The sequence below is a fragment of the bacterium genome (assembly GCA_016873475.1).
Taxonomy (GTDB): Bacteria; Krumholzibacteriota; Krumholzibacteriia; order JACNKJ01; family JACNKJ01; genus VGXI01.
Genome location: VGXI01000005.1, coordinates 13,179 through 34,304 on the forward strand (window position 1 = coordinate 13,179; position 21,126 = coordinate 34,304).

Annotated in this window: 21 protein-coding genes; all 21 read left to right on the forward strand. The window is 70.8% G+C overall.

From position 1 onward, the window contains the following. The first annotated feature begins 141 nt into the window (after nt 1-141). Nucleotides 142-717, forward strand: a complete 576-nt coding sequence (locus FJ251_01070) for a MotA/TolQ/ExbB proton channel family protein (GenBank protein MBM4116329.1) — start codon at nt 142-144, stop codon at nt 715-717. Nucleotides 718-738: 21 nt separating this feature from the next. Next, nucleotides 739-1,152, forward strand: coding sequence for a biopolymer transporter ExbD (locus FJ251_01075; protein MBM4116330.1), 414 nt, complete (start codon nt 739-741; stop codon nt 1,150-1,152). 9 nt (nt 1,153-1,161) lie between these two features. Then, nucleotides 1,162-1,575 carry a biopolymer transporter ExbD gene (locus FJ251_01080; protein ID MBM4116331.1) on the forward strand — a complete coding sequence of 138 codons (414 nt, stop codon included), beginning with the start codon at nt 1,162-1,164 and terminating at the stop codon, nt 1,573-1,575. 15 nt (nt 1,576-1,590) lie between these two features. After that, nucleotides 1,591-2,220 (forward strand): energy transducer TonB, encoded by a 630-nt coding sequence (locus FJ251_01085; protein ID MBM4116332.1) that lies wholly within the window; start codon nt 1,591-1,593, stop codon nt 2,218-2,220. A gap of 150 nt (nt 2,221-2,370) precedes the next feature. Next, complete coding sequence (locus FJ251_01090; GenBank protein ID MBM4116333.1) at nt 2,371-3,717, forward strand: TolC family protein; 1,347 nt, start codon at nt 2,371-2,373, stop codon at nt 3,715-3,717. Beyond that, nucleotides 3,699-4,406, forward strand: coding sequence for an ABC transporter ATP-binding protein (locus tag FJ251_01095; GenBank protein MBM4116334.1), 708 nt, complete (start codon nt 3,699-3,701; stop codon nt 4,404-4,406). Before FJ251_01090 ends, FJ251_01095 begins: the two co-directional genes overlap by 19 nt. Before the next feature lie 78 nt (nt 4,407-4,484). Beyond that, on the forward strand, nt 4,485-5,744 hold the full coding sequence (locus FJ251_01100) for a GWxTD domain-containing protein (protein ID MBM4116335.1): 1,260 nt from the start codon (nt 4,485-4,487) through the stop codon (nt 5,742-5,744). Then, complete coding sequence (locus tag FJ251_01105) at nt 5,744-7,339, forward strand: ABC transporter substrate-binding protein (GenBank protein ID MBM4116336.1); 1,596 nt, start codon at nt 5,744-5,746, stop codon at nt 7,337-7,339. The genes FJ251_01100 and FJ251_01105 overlap by 1 nt, the downstream gene beginning before the upstream one ends. Beyond that, on the forward strand, nt 7,317-8,249 hold the full coding sequence (locus FJ251_01110; GenBank protein MBM4116337.1) for an ABC transporter permease: 933 nt from the start codon (nt 7,317-7,319) through the stop codon (nt 8,247-8,249). Before FJ251_01105 ends, FJ251_01110 begins: the two co-directional genes overlap by 23 nt. Next, nucleotides 8,250-9,113: an ABC transporter permease gene (locus tag FJ251_01115; protein MBM4116338.1), complete on the forward strand. Its 864-nt coding sequence runs from the start codon at nt 8,250-8,252 to the stop codon at nt 9,111-9,113. Beyond that, complete coding sequence (locus FJ251_01120; protein MBM4116339.1) at nt 8,975-10,108, forward strand: NlpC/P60 family protein; 1,134 nt, start codon at nt 8,975-8,977, stop codon at nt 10,106-10,108. The genes FJ251_01115 and FJ251_01120 overlap by 139 nt, the downstream gene beginning before the upstream one ends. 354 nt (nt 10,109-10,462) lie before the next feature. Then, entirely contained in the window at nt 10,463-11,602 is a 1,140-nt protein-coding gene (locus tag FJ251_01125; protein MBM4116340.1) for a hypothetical protein, read from the forward strand. 79 nt (nt 11,603-11,681) lie between these two features. Then, nucleotides 11,682-12,995: a rhomboid family intramembrane serine protease gene (locus FJ251_01130; protein ID MBM4116341.1), complete on the forward strand. Its 1,314-nt coding sequence runs from the start codon at nt 11,682-11,684 to the stop codon at nt 12,993-12,995. A gap of 144 nt (nt 12,996-13,139) precedes the next feature. After that, nucleotides 13,140-13,796: a DNA repair protein RadC gene (gene radC, locus FJ251_01135; protein ID MBM4116342.1), complete on the forward strand. Its 657-nt coding sequence runs from the start codon at nt 13,140-13,142 to the stop codon at nt 13,794-13,796. A gap of 31 nt (nt 13,797-13,827) precedes the next feature. Then, nucleotides 13,828-14,850 carry a rod shape-determining protein gene (locus tag FJ251_01140; GenBank protein MBM4116343.1) on the forward strand — a complete coding sequence of 341 codons (1,023 nt, stop codon included), beginning with the start codon at nt 13,828-13,830 and terminating at the stop codon, nt 14,848-14,850. A gap of 1 nt (nt 14,851) precedes the next feature. Beyond that, nucleotides 14,852-15,772, forward strand: coding sequence for a rod shape-determining protein MreC (gene mreC, locus FJ251_01145; protein ID MBM4116344.1), 921 nt, complete (start codon nt 14,852-14,854; stop codon nt 15,770-15,772). After that, complete coding sequence (gene mreD, locus FJ251_01150) at nt 15,769-16,278, forward strand: rod shape-determining protein MreD (GenBank protein ID MBM4116345.1); 510 nt, start codon at nt 15,769-15,771, stop codon at nt 16,276-16,278. The genes mreC and mreD overlap by 4 nt, the downstream gene beginning before the upstream one ends. Continuing rightward, nucleotides 16,256-18,103 (forward strand): penicillin-binding protein 2, encoded by a 1,848-nt coding sequence (gene mrdA, locus FJ251_01155; GenBank protein MBM4116346.1) that lies wholly within the window; start codon nt 16,256-16,258, stop codon nt 18,101-18,103. Before mreD ends, mrdA begins: the two co-directional genes overlap by 23 nt. Next, nucleotides 18,100-19,404 carry a rod shape-determining protein RodA gene (gene rodA / locus FJ251_01160; protein MBM4116347.1) on the forward strand — a complete coding sequence of 435 codons (1,305 nt, stop codon included), beginning with the start codon at nt 18,100-18,102 and terminating at the stop codon, nt 19,402-19,404. Before mrdA ends, rodA begins: the two co-directional genes overlap by 4 nt. Nucleotides 19,405-19,471: 67 nt before the next feature. Next, on the forward strand, nt 19,472-20,272 hold the full coding sequence (gene lgt, locus FJ251_01165) for a prolipoprotein diacylglyceryl transferase (protein ID MBM4116348.1): 801 nt from the start codon (nt 19,472-19,474) through the stop codon (nt 20,270-20,272). Further along, a complete protein-coding gene (locus FJ251_01170) occupies nt 20,272-21,102 on the forward strand; it encodes a shikimate dehydrogenase (protein MBM4116349.1) in 831 nt (276 codons plus the stop codon). Before lgt ends, FJ251_01170 begins: the two co-directional genes overlap by 1 nt. Nucleotides 21,103-21,126 lie beyond the last annotated feature (24 nt).

Sequence of the window (21,126 nt, forward strand, 5' to 3'; positions counted from 1 at the left end):
GCCGCAGCGGATTCGGACACGACCGGCCTCGCCCAGGCCTATGCCGCCTACTACTCCGAAGGCGGTTTCAACGCCTGGTTCCGGAACACACGACTGGGCCGCACGGGTACGGGCCAGTTCTTCATCGACGGCGGCGTCTTCATGTGGCCGCTGCTCGTCTCGCTGATCGTGGGCCTCGTCTTCGTGCTCGAGCGCCTCTGGACCCTGTCGCGCGCGCGCGTCAACACGCGCAGGCTGATGTACGGCATCCAGAAGTCCCTGCGCAGCGAGGGCGTCGACGCCGCCATCCGCACCTGCGAGCGCACGCGCGGCCCGATCGCCGCCATCCTGCACGCGGGCCTGCTCAAGACGGCGCGCGGTCCGCAGGCCGTCGAGAAAGCCCCCGACACCGCGGGCGCCATCGAGATGTCCTTCCTCGAGCGCGGGCTCTCGGCCATCGCGGCCGTCGTCGTCGTGGCGCCGATGCTCGGCTTCCTCGGCACCGTGTCGGGCATGATCCACGCCTTCGAGGCCATCGCGGCCGCCGACCAGGTGAGCGCAAAGCTGGTGGCCTCGGGTATCGCCGAGGCCCTGATCACGACCGCCGCCGGCCTGATCATCGCCATCCCCACGAGCCTCTTCCACTCCTACTTCACCGACCAGGTGGACCGTTTCGTCGTGGAGATGGAGGAGACCAGCGCGGAGCTGATCAACGAGCTGACGGAGCTGGGTCTCTAGGACGCGGCGGAGGCTGAGGCCATGGGACTGCTAGCCAAGAAGAAGCGACGCCCCGCACCCGAGATCGGCAATGCGACGGTTGCGGACATCTCCTTCCTGCTCCTGATCTTCTTCATCGTGAGCACGGTGTTCAACGAAGAGCTGGGCCTGCCGCTCATCCTGCCCAGCGGCGAGTCGGGCCAGGCGGCGCAGGTCAGCCGCAAGAACGTCCTCGAGATCAAGGCGAACGCCGACAACACGGTCTCCGTCAAGGGGGTGCCGACGCGCGTCCAGGACGTACGGCGCATCGCCAAGGAAGCCCAGGACGTCAATCCGAAGCTGATCGTCGTCATCCAGACGGCGCCCCAGGCCCAGTACGGCGTGATGATCGACATCCTCGACGAGCTGAAGCTGGCCGAGATCAAGAAGATCTCGATCAAGATGAGCGAGGACTAGGGGGCGGGCATGAATATCGAGAAGAAACCACGCCCCAAGCCGGGTATCCCCACCGCGACGATGGGCGACATCGTCTTCCTCCTGCTGATCTTCTTCATGGCGACGACGATCTTCAAGCAGGAGAACGGCCTCGATGTCACGCTGCCCCGTGCCGAAGCCTCCAAGAAGCAGAACAACGAGCAGCTGGCGAACATCTGGGTCGATCAGAAGGGGCGCGTTTCGATCAACGACAAGCTGATCTACCTGTCCGACGTGCAGAACGTGATGAAGCGCCGCCTGGAGTCGAATCCGCTCCTGATCGTCTCCTTCAAGGCCGACAGCCGCGTCCGCTACGAGATCATGAACTCGATCATGGAAGAGCTGAAGGCGATCAACGCGGTGCGCGTCGTCTTCTCGAGCGACGTCGAAACGGCGACGCCGTAGCAGGGGGGTGCCGGCATGGTCATCACCGTTCAGCAGTTCGTCAAGCAGGGCTATCCCCGGCTGCTGCGCTACGCGCTGGTGGCGACCCTCGCGCTCGTGGCCCTCATGTTCCTGGTCTGGCCGACCTACGTGAGCCGGCCCTACACCCTCGATGAGGAGATCCTCGAGGTCGTCGAGATCCCCGCCGACATCGAGATCCCGCCGCCGCCCCAGGAGGCGGAGATGCCCAAGGTGCCCGTGCAGATCGAGATCTCCGAGACGGCCTCGGACGAGGAGACCATCGAGGACACGAGCTTCGCCGACGTCGAGGACATCCCGCCCCCGGCGGCGAGCGCGTTCGGCGGCGGGCCGAAGCAGTTCTATGCCTTCGACGAACCGCCCGCGCCGACCTATCGCCAGTCGCCGCGCTATCCGGAGATGGCCCGCGAGGCCGAGATGGAAGGCGTGGTGATGATCCTCATCTTCGTCGACGAGCGGGGCAATGTCTTCAACGTGCAGGTGCTCAGCAGCTCGGTGCCGCAGATCCTCGTCGACGAGGCGATCGCCGCCGCCTGGAAGTGGCGCTTCAAGCCGGGCAAGCAGCGAAATGTCCCGGTGAAGACCACCATCAGCGTTCCCTTCGAATTCCGGGTGCGCGGCCGCTAGGCCGTGTGCACGCGCGGGGAGCCGGGCCCGGCTCCCCGTTTTTTTTTGGTCGCGAGCGCGCCGCGCGGGTGTCATGATGGGCCGGCCCCGGAAACCCGGCCGGAGCCGCCGCGTAGGGCCGGGGTCGCCAGCCAAGGGAGTGTGTCGCCCATGCCTCGCCGCCGCGCGGTCCGCTGCTTCCTCGTCTGTCTCTTCGGTCTCCTTCCCGCGGCAGCCGCCGCCGACACCCTCGACCTCCAGCAGTGTCTCGAGCTGGCCTATCGCCACTCGCCCGAGCTGGCTGGCGCCGAACAGCAGCTCGTCTCCACCCGCGCGGGCTTGCTGGCCGCCTACGGCAGCTTCCTGCCCAGCTTCACGACCAGCCTCTCCTACAGCCACCAGTTCGTGGGGCCCAAGCCGGCGAGCCAGCAGTACAACACGATCACGCAGCAGTTCTTCATCCAGGATCCGATCCAGAGCCGCGACTACGAGACCTACAACTTCAGCCTCTCCGGCGACCTCACGCTCTTCTCCGGATTCTCTCGCTGGGCCTCCCTGCGCGGCCAGCGCTACGGCCTGGCGGCTGACGCGGCCGACCTCGAGCGCACGCGGGGAACGGTCGAGACCTCCGTCATCAAGGCCTACTACGACCTCGCCCGCACGCAGCTGCTCGTGGAGCTGAAGACGAGCAGTCTCCAGGCGAGCAGCGAGCAGCACGAGCAGACGCGCCGCTCCTTCGCGATGGGGGCCGTCGCCCGCTCCGACACCCTGCGCTCCGGCGTTCGCCTGGCCGAGGCGCGGCTCGGGCTGCTCGAGGCGGAGAACAGCTGGCAGCTCGGCCGGGTGGCTCTCGCCACGCTCATCGGCCGCGATACGCACGAGGAGCTGAGCGTCCTCGGCCCGCGCATCGAGAGCTTCCCGCCCGTCGATCGCAATGCCGCCGTGGCGGCGGCGCTCGGCCATGACCCGACCCTGCGCGCCGCCACTCTGCGCGGCGCCGCTGCCGAACAGAGCCTGCGTGTCGCCCAGGCCGGCCTCTGGCCGAGCGTCGGCGCCAGCTACCGCTTCGGCTGGTACGATCTCAGCCCGCCGGACCGCGCCTTCGACGTCTTCGTCGAGGACTACAGCTACTCGCTCGCGCTGGGTCTGAACTGGGATCTCTTCGACCGCTTCCAGACCAAGCGCGGGATCCAGCAGGCGCGCGCCGGGCTGCGGCAGCAGGAGTACGCCGCCGATCAGCAGCGGCGCAGCATCGTGCAGAGCCTGGAGAGCATCCTCGTCACCCTGGAGAACAGCCGCAAGCGTATCGAGCTCGCCCGCGCGACGATCGCGCTGGCCGAGGAGGATCTGCGCCTCGCCCGCGAGCGCTACCGCGTCGGCGCTGCGACGCTGCTCGAGGTAACCGAGGCGGAGGTTTCCCTGATCCAGGGCCGGGCGAGCGAGATCGAGGGCGTCGCCGGCTACCTGACCGCCCTCGCCGAGCTGGAGCGCAGCACGGGCTGGACCCTCGCCCGCTAGGAGCGCCCGCCTTGATCGAGATTCGCGCGCTGTCAAAGATCTATCGGGTGGGGACGAGCGAGGTGCGGGCCCTGGACACGGTCGACCTCGACATCGCCCGCAACGAGTTCATCGCGATCATGGGTCCCTCGGGCTCGGGCAAGTCGACGCTGATGAACATCATCGGCTGCCTCGACTCCCCGACGAGCGGCAGCTATCTGCTCGACGGTGAGCGCGTCTCGGCGATGGGCGACGACGAATTGGCCCGCATTCGCAATCGGCGCATCGGTTTCGTCTTCCAGACCTTCAATCTGCTGCCGCGGGCGGACGTCTACCACAACGTCGAGCTGCCGCTAGTCTATGCCGGCCTGCCGGCCGGCGAGCGGCGGCGGCGGGTCGAGGCGGCCGTCGCGGCGGTTGCGCTGACGGATCGCGCCCGCCACCGCCCGAACGAGCTCTCGGGCGGACAGCGCCAGCGCGTGGCCATCGCGCGCGCGCTGGTCAACGACCCGGCGATCCTGCTCGCCGACGAGCCCACCGGCAACCTCGACACGCGCACCGGCGAGGAGATCATGAGCATCTTCGATGAGCTCCACGCGCAAGGGCAGACCGTGATCCTCGTCACCCACGAGGCCGATATCGCCGCTCACGCCCGGCGCTGCCTGCGCCTGCGCGACGGGCGCATCGAGAGTGACGAGCGGCGCGCCTGAAATAGCCCTGGACACCCGCCCGCCTTTGCGGACACCTTTCGAGCGGCGCCGACCGGGCGCCGCAGCCAGGGATTCGGCATGCGCCTGCTCGCCACGCTCATCGGGCTCCCGCTCATGCTCGCCGCGCCGGGCGCGGCCGCGGAGCCGGAGGCCCTGCCGCGCGACATCCGCCTCGAGCACAGCCTGGCGCTGCCCGACTCCGGTGATCCCCGCCTCGAGTTCACGCTGCGCCTGCCCTACGAGCGCCTGGTCTTCGAGCGGGGCGAGACGGGTTTCGTTGCCCGCCTGCGCATCGCCTGTCGCGCCGAGCGGCGCAGCGATCGCGAGGAAGCCGCGCTGCTGCTCAACGACGAGGTGCGCGTTGCGGACTTCGCGGCCAGCCGCGAGCGGGGCCAGCGTTTCGAGCGCGAGTTCGCCCTCGCGCTCGGCCCCGGCGACTGGCAGGTGGAGACCCTGATCTACCGCCGCGGCGAGCAGCGGCCGTGGCGCGACCGCTTTCCGCTCACGGTGCCGGATCTCGCGCCGGGCGCCCTCTTTCTGCAGGGTCCGCGCTGGCGCGAGGGACGCGGCAGTGGGCAGGTCACGCCGCCCTTCTTCTTCGCCGATCCCTGGCGAATCGCCGAGGACGCGAGCAGCTTCGCAGACGGCGATGCCGCCGCGCTCGCTGTCGGCTGCGAGGTCCTGAACTGGGGGGAGAGGCCCCTGACCGGCGAGCTGCTCCTCAGTCTCGAAAGCCGCCGGGGCGATCTGGTCCACTACGCCCGCCGGCCGCTCGCGCTCGCACCGGGTCGGCAGTTCTGCGAGTGGGAGCTTCCCCTCGCCCAGCTCGGCATGGGCGTCTACAAGCTCGAGCTGGAGCTGGTCGCCGGCGAGCAGAGGCGGCAGCTGCGCGGGCGGCTGGACGTCGGACTCGCGCAGGCGGCCTTCGGCCGGGAGTGGGAACGCACGCTCGCGCTCCTGCAGCCGCTGGCGAGCGGGGACGAGCGCGCGGCCCTGGCGGCGGCGCCGCCGTCCATGCGGCGGCAGGCCTGGCGAGAGTTCTGGGAGCGCCGCGCCGCCGCCGAGACGCCCGCGGACAACCCGGCGCTGACGGCCTTCTGCGAGCGCATCAGCGAGGCGAACCTTCGCTTCGGCGCCGGCCAGCGGGACGGCTACCTCAGCGACCGCGGGCAGGTCCTGCTCGAGCGCGGCGCGCCCGATCGCGTCGAGCAACTCGAGGACGAACGCAACTTTCGCCAGTTGGAGTACTGGTACTACCTCGCGGCCGGGCTGGTCTACGTCTTCGAAGATCGCCACGGCGCCGGCGACTTCCTCCTCCTGCGGGTGATGAACGCCTGATGCACAGTCGCCGACAGGGAGGCGCCCGCGGGATCGCCTGGCTGCTCGCCGCGCTGCTGGCAGCCGGTGTCGGGCCCGGCTGTGGCGATCGCGAGCCGCCCGATCCCGCCTGCTTCCGCGGCTACCTCGGCGAGGAGCCGCAGAGCCTGGATCCGGCCTTCGCCGTCGACGAGGCGGCCGGCACCCTGGTCTCGCTGATCTATCCGGGGCTCTTCCGCTTCGATCCCGCCGGGGAGCCGCAGTCGGACCTCGCGGCGCGCTGGGCGCTGGAGGCCGGCGAGCGGCGCTACCGGATCGTGCTCGCGCCCGGCCGCCGCTTCGACGACGGCACGCCGATCACGGCGCCCCTCGTGCGCAGCTGTTTCCTGCGCCTGCTCGATCCCGCGTCGCCCTCGCCGCGGCGCTGGGTGCTCGCGCGCCTGAAGGGCGCGGCGGCCTACCGCGACGGCCTCGCGGCCGGCGTGAGCGGGCTCAAGGCGCCCGACGACAGCACGCTCGTCCTCGAGCTCAGTGCCCCCTTTGCCCCCTTCCTCGGTCTCCTCGCCATGCCGGCGACGCGGGTCTACCCGCAGGCCGCCGACGGCAGCCCCGCCCGCCAGGACGGGCTGCCGATCGCGGGCGGGCCCTGGCGCCTCACGCGCTGGGAGCCCGGCGACCTGCTCCTGCTCGAGCGGCGCCAGCCGGCACCGCCGGGCGGCATGCAGCGGCTCGCGCTGCGCATCATCCCGCAGCCCTTCACGGCCGTCGCCGAGTACGAAGTGGGCAACCTGGACCTGCTCCGCGTCCCCCTCGCCGAGGCGGACTTCTGGCTGGAGGGCGAGCGCCGCGGCCAGGTCCTGCGGCAGGACGAGCTCGTCGTCTCCTACATCGGGCTCAACGTGCGACGGGCGCCTTTCGATGATCGGCGCGTGCGCCAAGCTCTCAACCACGCCATCGATGTCGAGGCGCTGATCCGCACCCTGCGCGCGAAGGCCGCTCGCCGCGCGCTGGGGCCCGTGCCGCCCGCCCTCCGCAGCAGCGATCCCGGCGAGCTCTTCCGCTACCGGCCAGAGCGCGCGCGCGAGCTGCTCGCCGAGGCAGGCTATGCGCAGGGCTTCGCGATGGAGATCTGGCAGAAGGAGAATCCGGAAGTGGGCCGCCTGCTCGAGGCGGTGCAGGCCTACCTGGCCGAAGTGGGCATCGAGGCGCGCATCGTCGTGCGCGACTGGGGCGCCTTCAAGGACGCGGTGAATCAGGGCAGCGCGGATGCCTTCTTCCTCGACTGGCTGGCCGACTACCCGGACGCCGAGAACTTCCTGGTGCCGCTCTTCCACTCGCGCAACCTGGGCGGCGGCGGCAACCGGGCCGGCTTCGCGGAGACCTACGTCGACATCCTCCTCGACGAGCTGCAGACGATGCCGCCGGGACCGGCGCGCACTCGCCTCGTCGACCGCCTCAACGAGACGATCTACCGCGAGGCGCCCTGGATCTGGCTCTGGCATCCGGTGGCGCTCGAGGCGCTGGCGCCGGGCCTGTCCGGCTACCGGCCGCCTCTCATCTTCAACGGGCAGGACTACCTGGAGCTGCGACGGGATGCGGCGCTTCCTGCTTCGTAGGCTGCTCGCGCTGGGGCCCGTGCTGCTGGGGGTGACCTTCCTCAGCTTCCTGCTGCTCTACGTCGTGCCGGGCGATCCCGTGCAGGCCGTGGCCGGCGAGCGCTACGACGAGGCGGTGCTCGCCGAGCTGCGCGCGGAACTGCACCTGGACGATCCGCTGCCCCTGCGCTACGGGCGCTTCCTCGCCGACCTCGTCCGTGGCGACCTCGGCGTTTCCTACGTCACGCGCGAGCCGGTGCGGGACGCGATCGCCGCCACCTTCCCGCACACGCTCCGCCTCGCCCTCGCCGCGATGCTCATCGCGGTCGTGCTCGGCCTCGGCCTCGGCCTGGCGGCGGCGCTGCGCCCGGGTTCCCTGCTCGATCGCGCGGCGATGCTGCTCGCCTCGGCCGGCATCTCGGTGCCGGTCTTCTGGCTGGGCATGGTGCTCATCTACACCTTCTCGCTCGAGCTGCGCTGGCTGCCCCCCTCCGGCTACGGCGAGGGCAGCCTGCGCCACCTGATCCTGCCGGCGCTCACCCTCGGCGCCGCATCGGCGGCGCTCATCGCGCGCATGACGCGGACCGCGCTGCTCGAGGCGCTGGGCCAGGACTACATCCGCACGGCGCGCGCCAAGGGCCTGCACCCGGCGCGCATCCTTCTGGTGCACGCGCTGCGCAACGCCCTGCTGCCCGTGGTCACGGTAGTCGGCAACGACTTCGGCAGCTACCTGAGCGGCTCGGTGCTCACCGAGCGGCTCTTCGCCTGGCCGGGTCTCGGGCGCTACACGCTCGACGCGGTGGCCAAGCGCGACCTGCCGGCCATCCAGGGCGCGATCCTCGTCATGGCGCTGGCTTTCGTGCTCGTCAACCTGCTGGTCGATCTCAGCTACGCCTGGATCGATCCGCGCACCCGCCGGGAGGACGACTAGATGGGCGAGGGCTGGCGGCGCTGTCTGCGGCACAGCGGCTTCGTCGCCGGCGCGGCCCTCGTGCTCGTCTTCGCCGGGCTCGCCATCGCCGGGGCCTGGCTGCGCATCGGCGATCCCCTGGCCACCGCGCCCTCGCGCGCGCTCCTGCCGCCGGGCGCCGGGCACCTCTTCGGGACGGACGCCGTCGGCCGCGACCTCGCGGCCCGCGTCGTCGCCGGCGCGCGGCTCAGCCTGCTCGTCGGCCTGCTCTCGCGGGCGGTGGCGCTGCTGCTGGGCACCGGCGCCGGCCTGCTCGCCGGCTACTTCGGCGGCCGCGTCGACGGTCTCCTCATGCGCCTGGCCGACATGACGCTCGCCTTCCCCGCGCTCCTCCTGTTGATCGCAGTGGTCGCCGCCTTCGGTCCCAGCCTGCCGACGCTCTTCCTCGCGCTGGGCGTTCTCGGCTGGGCGCCGGTGGCCCGGGTCCTGCGCAGCCAGGTGCTGAGCCTGCGCCGCCAGGACTTCATCGAGGCAGCGCGCGCCCTGGGCTGCCGCCGCCGCCGCATCCTGCTGCGGCACCTGCTGCCGAACCTGAGCGGCACGCTCTGGGTGCTCTTCAGCATGGGAATGGCGAGCGCCATCATCGCGGAGGGGAGCCTCAGCTTCCTCGGCCTCGGCGCCCAGCCCCCCCAGCCGAGCTGGGGGACGCTGATCCGCGACGGCTTCGGCTACCTGCGCAGCGCCCCCTGGCTGACCCTGATCCCCGGCCTCTGCATGGCGCTGGCGGTGCTCGGGTTCAACCTGCTCGGCGACGCGCTGCGGGACCTCCTCGACCCCGCGGGAACAGCGAGCAGTCGGACCGGGGCGGCGGGGTCGCGGCCGTGAGCGCCAGACGCATCGAGGCTCTGCCCGATCCGGCGACGGCCAGCGAGCGGCGCGCCTGGGAGCGCCTCGCCGCTGCGGAGGGCCTGGATCCGCGGCGCGAACCCTGGTGCTGGCACCCTGCGGGCAGGCTTCTCCTCCGCTCGGCGCGGGCGCAGCGGCTGGCAACCGCCCTCGGCGGGGATCTGGCGGACGCTGCCATCCATGCGCGGCGCGCCGAGACCTGGCAGGTGAGTGCCAGCCGCTGCGCGCTGCGCCAGGGGCCCGCGCACAGCGCCGAACAGATCTCCCAGCTGCGCCTGGGGGACCGCTTTCGCGTCTGGCATTGGGACGCGGCGCGGGAATGGGCCTGGGGCGCCGGGGAAGACGGCTACCCCGGCTGGCTGCGCGCCTGGCACCTGCGGCCGGGGGCGCCGCCGCCCCCGACGCGGGTCGTTTGTGCGCGCTGGAGCCGGGCGCTCGTGGCCCCGTCCGCGGACGCCGCGCCGCTCCTGGATCTCTCCTTCGGCACGCGGCTGGCGCCGGCCGGGCGGCCGCAGGCGGGCTACCTGCCCTGGCAGGCGCCGGACGGCCGCCGGGCCTGGACCGCTCTCGCCCCTCTCGCGCCCTGGCCACTGCGGACGCCTGGGGGGGCGGCCGGTGAGCTGCTGGGGCGCGGGCGGGCGCTGCTCGGGGTGCCCTACGAGTGGGGGGGGGCCAGCAGCGCCGGGCTGGACTGCAGTGGCTTCGTGCAGCTGCTCTTCGGCAGCCTGGGACGGCGCCTGCCCCGGGATGCGGATCTGCAGGCGGACTGTGGCCATCCGGTAGCGCTGGATGCGCCCGCCCGCTGGGCCGCTGGAGATCTCGTCTTCTACGGCGAGCGGCGCGTCGACCACGTCGGCATCCTGGCGGAAGGGATGGCGCTCCTGCACGCCAGCGGCGAACTGTGCCTCGAGCCCCTGGGGCCGGACGGGCGCCTGCGCGGCCGCCAGCCGCGACTCCTGCGTCGACTCGCCTGAGAGGAGGTGGCAGAGGTCGTTATTTTCGATGGAGTTACGCTGCCCGTTCGGCTCTCAGCGGGGCCATGGCGGGGTTTTGAGATAGAGGCGTGGATTCCGGGATATCGCAAAGTTCGGCGCGTTTTTTGTTGACAGACTTTGGGGCCGGGGATACCTTGCGTCCGGTTTTCACAGAGAAGGGGCCAATGGCACGCGGAGTTGGGGGCGACCCCGCCTTCACTCGGCATCGTTCGTCGGGTCCCTGGCGCGTGATGCAACGGGAGGCGCCAAGACACACTGCGAAGGAATGCTGTTTTCGTTCCGGCTGAGAATCCAATAGGGATTCGGCTGCCAAACCCCATCAGGAGGTTGCTCGTGTCTCGCATGAATCGTGTCCTGCTCACCGCCGGTGCCCTGCTGATGCTCGTCAGCAGCGCGGCGATGGCCTTCGATCCCTTCCCCAATCCGGTGCGGAATAACACCCTCTCCGGCGGGGACAGCTTCAACACCAACTTCATCAGTGACAGCAATGGCGCCTACAGCTGGTTCGGCCGCATCTATCGCAACGCTGACCACGTGCGCGTCACCTGGGCGCCCGGCAGCGAAGCGCAGGGCCTCGGCTTCATCAAGAGCGAGAAGACCTACGGCGCCTACATGCTGCATCTGCAGAGCGGCTACACCTACTACGATCGTCAGCTCGAGGGTGAGTACAACCACTTCACGCTCGGCTACGGCTACGCCTTCGAGAACTTCGATCTCGGCGTCATCTACAACCGCCAGGGCATCAGCGCCAACTTCGAGGATCCCGAGACCCGTGCCGAGGTGAGCGAGTCGATGAACTCCCTCGGCGCCGGCATCACCTACGACATGAGCGAGGAGACCGTCTTCGATGCGACGTTCATGTTCTCGACCGGTAGCGAGGACGACGGCGTGGACGAGGATCCGGAGAACGACTGGGAGGGCTCCGGCTTCGGGGCCGGCGCTCGTGTGTTCCACGTCTGGCGCGATGACGTGACGCTCATCCCCGTGTTCACCTTCAGCAGCTTCACGGACAAGTACGGCGATGACTCCGAGGAGAAGTCGACCGCGTTCGCGGGCGGGCTGGCCTTCGACTACACGATCAACGAGGACAACGACCTCTACCTCTACCTCAGCTACCAGAGCTCGAAGCTGGAGGACACCGAGGGCGACGACACCTGGGAGGACACTCACACGGCCATGCCCGGCATCGGCGCGGCGGTCGAGCACGAGCTGACCGACATGTTCACGATGCGCATGGGCGCGACCAAGAACTGGATCAAGCACGAAGAGACCGATCCGATCGACGAGACGACGGACGAGATGAAGAGCTACCCCTGGCAGTTCACCTTCGGCATGGGGGTCGCCCTGGGTGACTGGATGATCGACCTGGAGCTCAATCAGGCCTGGATGTACCAGGCCGGTTACTGGTTCCACGGCGCCGACGCCACCAACCAGCCCCCGGTGGCCCAGATGGAGGCCAAGCTCTGGTTCTAGTTCCTTCGCAGCGCACTCCGGAGCCCCGCCCGCAAGGGTGGGGCTTTTTGTTGCCCGGAGTCCGCCGCGCGCCCGCTTCTTGCGAGGGCCGCCGGCGGCGGGACAGCGCAATCCCGCCCGCGGCAGCCTGCGCAACAGCGGGGAGCGCGTGTACTTCTTCTTCTACTATCCACTCGGCGTCGAGCGCGACGCAGAGGGGCGCCCCTGGGCGAGTTGGGCCCTGATCCTCGCCATGAGCGCGGTTTTCCTGGCCTGCCGCGCCCGGCCTCTGCTCCTGCTCGAGTACTGGGACTGGCTGGTCTACCTGCCGCGCGATCCCCTGCGGCCGGGACTTCTGCTGAGCGCGCTCTGCCACGCCGGCTGGCTGCACCTGATCGGAAACCTCTTCTACCTCTGGGCCTTCGGTCCCAGCCTCGAGCGCGCGCTGGGCAGTGGCCGCTTCCTGCTCGCCTTCGGGTTCCTCGCTGCGACCTCGAATCTTTGCCAGGGCTTCGCGTCCAGCTTCGGTCCGGACTCGGCGCGCAACCTCGGCGTCGTCGGGGCGTCCGGGGCGCTCTCCGGGCTGCTCGGCCTCTTCCTGCTGCGCTTCCCGCACGCGCGCATCCGCACGGCCTGGGCGCTCTTCAGCCCGCTCTATGGACAGGTGCGCACCGGGGTGGTGGCGGTGCCGACGGCCCTGGGCATCGGCGCCTGGCTGGCCCTCCAACTCGCGCAGCTGCTGGCGACGAGCCTCGGCAGCCAGGACAACACTGCCTATGGCGCCCACCTCGGCGGGCTGCTGATCGGCCTCCTGGTCGGCGTCGGCCTCGGCCTGCCTCGGCAGGGACGCGCCTTCAGCTGCCGACACCGCGCCGAGCGGCGGCTGACGGCCGGCGATTGGATTGGCGCCTACGAGGCCATCCACCCCTTGCTCGCGGAGAAGGGGCTCGCGGCGGAGCCCGAGGATTTCTGCCTCGCCGCGCGCGCCTGTCGCCTGCAGGGGCTCACCCGCGAAGGGCGACGGCTCTACCGGCGTGCCGTCGTGCGCAGTCTCGCCTTGGGGGACGAGGCCGCCGCCGCAGCCATCTACGCGGAGGCTCTGGGCGCCTTCCCGGATCTCGCCTTCCCCGAGCAGCAGCTCTACCGGCTCGCCCTCGCCCTGGACCGCCTCGGGCGGCGGCGGGCGGCCCGCGAGGCCTTCGCGCTCTTCCGGCGGCTCTACGGGGACTCCCCTCGCCTGGCCGTGGCGCTGCTCCGGGAAGCCCGCTTGGCGGAGGGCGAGGACCCCTTGCGCGCCCGGGCGCTCTACGAGGAGCAGCTCGCCCGCTTCCCCGACTCGCCCTACGGCAACCTCGCGCGGCGGGCGCAGCAAGGCCTCAGTCGCGGCGAGGCGGCACGCCCCTTGTTAGGGTGACCGCGAAGGTCGGGCGCAGCCTCCCCGCTGCCGGGCCAAGTGCGGGTCCCTGCGAAACTTGTTGCTAACTCCTTTATTCGCTGGTAAATTGCCGCCGGTTGTCGCTGGCGGTTGGCGGCCGGCAATCCCGTGGACAGAGGGCCGATGAGCCCGGAGACCGCCGGACGCGCGCTCCTGAGCGGCGGCGCGGAGCAGTTGTCGCCCGCGGCGCTGCTCGCTGCGCTCCTCGCGCCGGGTGGGGTGCCGAGACCGGAAGCCCAGAGCGCGCGCCTCCTGCGCCGCTTCGGGGGCCTGCGTGCCCTTGCCGCGGCCGCGCCCGAGGAACTCCTGGCCTGGGGTGGCCTCGGGCCGGGTGCCGCCCGGCGGCTGGTGGCCTGCTTCGAACTCGGGCGCCAGGCCGACAGCGCGGACCTGGGAATGCGGCCGGCCATCCACGCGCCGGCGGACGTTGCCGCCCTCCTGGGGCGCCGTCTGAGCGCCTTGCGGCAGGAGCAGTTCCGCGTGCTGCTCCTGGACAGCAAGCACCGCGTGGAGCGCGAGGTGCTGGTGGCGATGGGGGGCCTGAACGCGGCGGTGGTCCATCCGCGCGAGGTGCTGCGGCCGGCCATCCTGACGGCGGCGGCGGCGATGGTGATGGTGCACAACCATCCCTCGGGCGACCCGGAGCCCAGCGAGGAGGACCTGCGCCTCACCGCCCGCTTCGCCGATGCCTGTCGTCTGATGGGGATCGAGTTGCTGGATCACGTCATTCTGGGCGCCGCCGCCCATGTCAGCCTGAGGGAACGCGGGCTGCTGGCCTAGACGGAACGGGGGAAGCGTCGTGTTCGAGAAGATGTCCCGCTACTTCATCAACGACATCGCCATCGACCTGGGCACGGCGAACACCCTCGTCTTCGTCAAGGGCGAGGGGATCATCATCAACGAGCCGAGCGTGGTTGCGGTCAACACCCACACGCGCAAGGTGCACGCGGTGGGCGCCGAGGCCAAGCTGATGCTCGGCCGCACGCATCAGGACATTCAGGCGATCCGGCCCCTCAAGGACGGCGTCATCGCCGACTTCGCGATCACCGAGGTCATGCTGCGCGCCTTCATCCAGAAGGCGAAGACGAAGCGCAGCTTCATCCGACCGCGCATCATCATCTGCGTACCTTCGGGAATCACCGAGGTCGAGAAGCGCGCCGTGCGCGACTCGGCCGAGCACGCCGGCGCCCGCGAGGTCTACCTGGTCAGCGAGCCGATTGCGGCGGCCATCGGCGTGGGGCTCCCGGTGGACAAGCCGACGGGCAACATGATCGTCGACATCGGCGGTGGCACGAGCGAGATCGCGGTGATCGCCCTCAACGGCATCGTCGCCGATACCTCGATCCGCGTCGCCGGCGATGAGATGGACGACGCGATCGTCAACTACGTCAAGCGCAAGTACAATCTCATGATCGGCTTGCAGACGGCCGAGGCGATCAAGAAGCAGATCGGCAGCGCCCACCCCTCGGTCAAGAATCTGACGATGGAGGTCAAGGGCCTGCATCTCGTCGACGGCCTGCCCAAGACCCTGCGCGTCTCCTCGGAGGAGGTGCGGGAGGCGCTCGAAGAGCCCCTCAGCGAGATCGTCGAGGCGCTCAAGCGCTCCCTCGAGCAGACACCGCCCGAGCTGGCCGCCGACATCGTCGACCGCGGCATCGTGCTCACCGGCGGCGGCAGTCTGCTCAAAGGCATCGACACCCGCTTCAAGGACGAGACCGCGCTGCCCATCAATCTCGTCGAAGATCCCCTCTCCTGCGTCGTGCTCGGCACCGGCAAGATCCTCGACGACATCGAGGCCTACGAGCAGGTGATCATGCGGGGAAGCGACAGCTGAGATGGCCCTGCCCGCCATCCTGCAGCGGCACCGCGATCGCGCGGTGCTCGTCGCCTGCGCCGTGGCGGCCATCGCCCTGCTTGGACTGCCCAGCGGCTTCCGCTTCAACCTGGCCCGCGGCCTGGGCAGCGTCGTCTACGCGCCGGCCAACGGAGCGCTGTGGCTGGACGGGCATCTGCGCCGCCTGCAGGGGGAGAACGAAGCCCTGCGCGAGCGCCTGATGACCCTGGCCGACGAGTGGCGGCGCGGCGAGGAGTACCGGCGCGAAGCCGTGCGCCTGCGCCGCCTCCTCGAGTTCCGCGACCGCCAGAGCTACCGGTTCCTGCCTGCGGAGTTGCTCAGCTATCCGGTCGATTTCCGCGAGCGCAATCTGCTGCGCATCGATCGCGGTCGGCGCGACGGCGTGCGCGAGGGCATGCCGGTTGTCAGTCCCGGCGGCCTCATCGGCTCGGTGTTCACCGTGCACGACGGCAGCGCCGAGGTGCACATGCTCGCCAGCGCCGACTGCGCGGTCAGCTGCCGCGACCGCCGCAGCCGCGTGCTCGGCGTGCTCAAGTGGGATCCCCGGCGCGGCTTCAGCGTCGATCGCGTGGAGCTGAGCGAGGACATCCAGGTCGGCGACCTCTTCATGACGAGCGGCCTGGGCAGCCGCTTCCCCGAGGGCTTCCTCGTCGGCACGGTGAAGACCGTGACGAGCCCGCCCGGCGCGCTGCACCAGGACGTTCGCCTGGAGCCAGCGGCGCCTCTGGCGCGCCTGGAGGATGTCTTCGTCGTCACCGCCGTCAGCTACGATGCCCCGGGCTTCCCGGTGCCCTTCGTCGAGCCCGTGGACAGCACAGCGCTCGCCGACAGCCTGGCGCGGGCGGACAGCCTCGCCGCCGCTCAGGGCAGAGCTCCGCGCGCCGGGAGCGCCCGGCCATGATCGAAACCCGTTTCCAGTTCTTCGTGCTCTTGCTGCTGGCGCTCTTCCATCCGATCACGGAGCGCTGGCTGCGCCCCTGGGGAATCGGCGTGGACTATCCCTTCCTCGTCGTCTTCTGGATTGCCTTGCGGCGGGGGCGCAGCCCCGGTGCGCTCTACGGCTTCCTCGTCGGCTTCCTGCGGGACCTGGGCAACTACTCCGTCCTGGGCGGCAGCGCGCTCGCCTACAGCCTGCTCGGCTTCGCGGTGGGCGACATGCGCGAGAAGGTCAACCGCGACGACCTCGGCACGCGCCTGATCCTGCTCACGCTCGCCTCGCTCGCCGCGCAGGCCGTCTTCCTGCTGCCGCGTTCGGCCTGGTCGCTGGCGGACGCCCTCTGGGCCTGGATGCGCTATGCCTTGCTCGGCTCGCTCTTGACCGCCCTGGTCTACCTCGTGATCCTCTTCCTCGTGCACTTGCTGCGGGAGGGGGCCCGCCTGCTGCATGAACCGCCGCAACGGGCATAGCGAGGCCGCTCAGCCGGAGCGGGCCCGCCGCATCGTGCTCCTGGCGGGGATCCTCTTCGCGCTGCTCGTGCTGCGCCTCTTCCAGATCCAGGTGATCTCCTCGGGCGGCTACCTGCGCCTATCGCGGGACAACCAGTTCCGCGAGCTGCGCATCCCGGCGCCGCGGGGGCTCATCCTCGACCGCAACGGCAAGGTGCTCGCCAAGAACCAGGCCGCCTGCGAGGCGAGCCTCGCCATCCGGAGCGCCGAGCGCAACCCGGGTCTGCTCGCCCGCCTCGCCGCCTTGATGGACAAGGACGAGTTCGCCCTGGCCGCCGCCGTGACCACCGGGCGCGCGGCCGGCGCGCCCCGCGTGATCCTCGAGCGGAGCCTGGAGCGCTCGGCCCTCCACCGCCTGGAGGAGGAACTGCCGAGCCTGCCCGGGCTCGATCTGCGCGACTGGGAGTGCCGCTACTACCCGCTGGGGCCCGGGCTGGCGCACCTGATCGGCTACGTGGGCGAGGTCCGCGAGGACGAACTAGTGCCCGACGACCGCACCGCCCGCGCCTACCGGCCCGGCGACTTGGTCGGTCGCTCCGGCCTCGAGAAGACCTACGAGTCCGTCCTGCGCGGCACGGACGGCAAGGAGATGATTCTCGTCGACGCCCGGGGCACGGAACTGGAGACCGTGCAGTCGCTTTTTCCCGAGCCGGGCCAGACCCTCGTGCTCACGCTGGATCTGGAGCTCTGCGCCCAGCTCGACAGCGCGCTCACCTACTGGGGTGCCGGCGCCGGTGTGGTGATGGACGTCCACACGGGCGAGATCCTCGCCGCCACCAGCCGGCCGGCCTTCGACCCCAACGCGCTGGTGGGCGGCATTCCGACCGCGCTCTGGCGCGAGCTGAGCGAGGATCCGGGCAAGCCCCTCTTCAACCGCCTCACGCAGGCCACCTACTCGCCCGGCAGCACCTTCAAGCCGGTCGTCCAGCTGGCCGGCCTGGAGCGCGGCCTGATCACGCGGGAGACCCACTTCCGCGGCTGCACGGGCGGCCTGCGCCTGGGCAATCGCGTGTTCCACTGCTGGGAGGAGCGCGGGCACGGCAGCCTGGCCGCAGTCGATGCCCTCGCGCGCAGCTGCGACGTCTACTTCTACCAGCTCGGCGAGCGCCTGGGGGCGGATCACATCGCCTGGGAGGCGCGGCGACTGGGGCTCGGCGCGAAGAGCGGCGGCGACTTCGACAGCGAGTCGCGCGGGCTGGTGCCGGACCGCGCCTGGTACGACAAGCGCTTCGGCAAGCGCGGTTGGTCGACGGGGAGTGTCTGGAACATCGCCATCGGCCAGGGCGAGCTATTGGTGAACGTCGTTCAGATGGCGCGGCTGTACGCGGCGCTCGGCAACGGTGGCTTCCTGCCCGTGCCGCGCCTGCGCCATCACCTGGAGGACGTCGCCGGCAACACCACGCTGCCGTTTTCGCCGGTGCGCGGCGAGCGGCTGGGCCTCGATCTCGCGGCGCTGGCCACGGTGCGCCAGGGCATGGAGAACGTGCTCGGCGGGGGCGGCACGGCGGCCGCCAGTGCGCTGCGCGATTTCCCCACGGCCGGCAAGACGGGCACGGTGCAGAATCCGCACGGCAAGGAACACGCCTACTTCTGCGGCTACGCGCCGGCCGACAATCCGGAGATCGCCGTCGCGCTCATCGTCGAGCACGGCGAGCATGGCAGCAGCATCGCGCCGATCTTCCGCCAGCTCGTCGTGACGCACTTCAAGCTCGACGTAGCGCCCCTGCGGCGGGAACGGCCGGGCTTCCCGGTGCCGGTGCCAGCGCCCGCGGAGCGGCGACCATGATCCCGCGCCTGCGCCTGCGCGGCGACGCCGTCGAGATCGGCATCCTGCTGCCCTGGGCAGCCATCCTCTGCTTCGGCCTGCTCATGCTCTTCTCGGTGAGCTCGCCGTCGGTAGGGGACTTCGCCTACGGCGCGCGCGCGACGGCCGCAATCAGCCGCAGCTTCTTCTATCGGCAGATCTTCTGGGCGCTGCTCGGGATCGGCGTCATGTGGGCGAGCGCGATGATCCCCTTCCGCATCTACAAGGACTACCTCAGCTGGCTGCTCTACGGCGCCAGCATGCTCGTCCTCATCCTGCTCTTCGTGCTGCCGCCGATGCGCGGGGGCACTCAGCGCTGGCTGGTGCTGGGACCGCTGAGCCTGCAGCCGTCGGAGTTCGCGAAGGCGGGCATGATCCTGATGCTGGCCTCCTTCCTGGCCGCCCGGCGTGGGGATCCGGATCGCCTCTCCCAGGTCGGCTGGGTGCTCGCCCTCGTGTTGCCGCCCACCTTCCTCGTGCTCAAGCAGCCCGATCTCGGCACGGCCATCACCTTCCTCTGGCTCACGGTCCCGATGCTGCTCTGGCGCGGCCTCTCCCTGCGCCGCCTCCTGATCCTGGCCGCGCCGCTGATCAGTGGCGCGATCGTGCTCTACGGCGAGACTCAGGGCACCGCGGGATTCGGTCTCGTGCACCTGCTCTGGACGCTCTACATGGCGGCGCTCTTCGTGATCATGCTGCTGTCGCCGCGCGTCTCCCTGCTCGAACGCAGCGTCTTCCTGATCGCAGCCATTGCCGTCGGCCTCGCGGTGCCCAGGGTCTGGGACAGCCTCCTGCCCTACCAGCAGAAGCGCATCCTCGTCTACTTCGATCCCGGGCTGGACCCCCTCGGCGCCGGCTACCAGATCTTCCAGTCCAAGGTGGCGATCGGCTCGGGCGGTCTGGTCGGCCGCGGCTACCTGCAGGGCACGCAGAAGGGACTCGCCTTCCTGCCGGCCCGGCACACCGATTTCATCTTCTCGGTCGTGGGGGAAGAATTCGGGTTCCTCGGCGCGCTGTGCCTGCTCGGGCTCTACGCCTGGCTCATCCTGCGCGGCTTCCGGCTGGCCGGCAAGGCGCACAGTCCCTTCGCGCAGCTGCTGACGGTGGGGATCAGCGCTTATCTCCTCTTCCACGTCTTCGTCAACGTGGCGATGACCATCGGCCTGGCGCCGGTGACCGGCATTCCGCTGCCCGGCATGAGCTTCGGCGGCAGCGTCCTGATCTCGACGAGCTTCCTGCTCGGCCTGCAGATGAACATCGCGCGCAACTGGAGCCGCTACTGATGCGCCGTAGCGGCTGGCGGTGCACGCCAGGCGCGGCGGCGCGCGCCCTTCCCGGGAGGAACCTTCGATGCATCCCGACCTGATCAAGCTGGGACCGCTCACCCTGCACGCCTACGGCACCCTGCTCGCGCTGAGCTTCTTCCTCGGTCTCCTGCTGGCCAGGTCCCGCGCCGCCGCCCGCGGCGTGGCCGAGCGGGACGTCCTGGACCTCTTCCAGATCCTCATCATCAGCGCGATCCTGGGCGCTCGCCTCTTCTTCGTCGTCTTCCACCTGGACGCCTACGCCGGACGCTGGTGGCACATCCTCGCGCTCTGGGAAGGCGGGCTGACCCTCTACGGCGGTCTCCTGGCCTGCTTCCTGAGCGCGGCTCTCTTCCTGCGCCGCCGCGGGGTGCCCTTCCTGCGCATGGCCGACGTCATGGCCCCCAGCCTCGGCCTCGGGCTGCTCTTCACGCGCATCGGCTGCTTCCTGAACGGCTGCTGCTTCGGTTTGCCGACGGCAGGCCCCTTGGGCGTCTGCTTCCCGGCGGGCAGCGAGGCCGCGCGCACGGCGCTGAGCCTGGCGGCCGGGCACGCCCACGCCGGCGACTGCGTGCCCATCCACCCGGCGCAGCTCTACTCCGCATTCGCGGGGCTGCTCATCCTCGCCGCGCTGCTGCTCATCGATCGCCGGCGGCCTTACGAGGGCGCCACCTTCGCCGCCTTCCTCCTGCTCTACGGCGCCAAGCGCTTCGCCGTCGACCAGTTCCGCTACTACGAGGAGGCGATGACCGTCGGCGGGCTGAGCGTCAACCAGTGGCTGAGCATCGCTCTCGCCGGGGCGGCGGTCGTCCTGCACCTGCGCGCGCGCCGGCGGCGGGCCGCCTGATGTTGCGCCTGGCCGTCCTCGGCGATCCGATCGCCCACTCGCTCTCGCCGCGCATCCAGAATGCGGCGCTGGCGGCGCTCGGCCTGGCCGGCGGCTACGAGGCGATCCGCTGTCCCGCCGCTGCACTGCCCGCGCGCCTGGCGGCGCTGGCGGCCGCGGGGTACCGCGGGCTGAATCTGACCCTGCCCCTCAAGGAGCTCGCCTGGGCGCTACTGGCGCCGGCTGCGGCCAGCGCGAGCGAGGAGGCGCGCGGTCTCCGCGCGGTCAATACACTCCGGCTGGAGGACGATGGCCGCTGGGCGCTGCACAACACGGATCTCGCGGGCTGCCGGCAGGCAGCGGCGGCGCTGCTGCCGGAGGGTCTGGCCGGCCGGCGCATTCTCCTGCTGGGGGCGGGTGGGGCGGCGCGGGCCGCGCTCGCCGCCCTGCTGTCGGCCAAGGTCGCCGCTCTGGCGGTCTGGAACCGCGATCCCGCGCGCGCGGAGCGCCTGCTCGCCGAACTCGCCGCGAGCGACTCCCGCGCGAGCTGTGCGACCCTCGTCGCGGGGCGCTGCCCGCCGGGCTTCGATCTGATCATCCAGGCCACTGCCCTGGGTCTGGCGGCGGCGGATCCTCTGCCGCCCCTGCCCTCCCCCGGCGAGCGGCCGGCCGTGCTGGAGCTGCAGACGGCGAGCACGCCCTGGCTCGCGCGCTGCCGGGCGGAGGGCGCGCGCGGCGCCGACGGCCGCGAGATGCTCCTCGCCCAGGGCGCGGCCTCCTTCGCCTTCTGGACCGGGCAGGCGGCCCCCCTCGCCGCGATGCGCCGGGCGCTCTTTACCGATTCGGTCTGAGCCTCCCGCCGCGATTCCGACCGG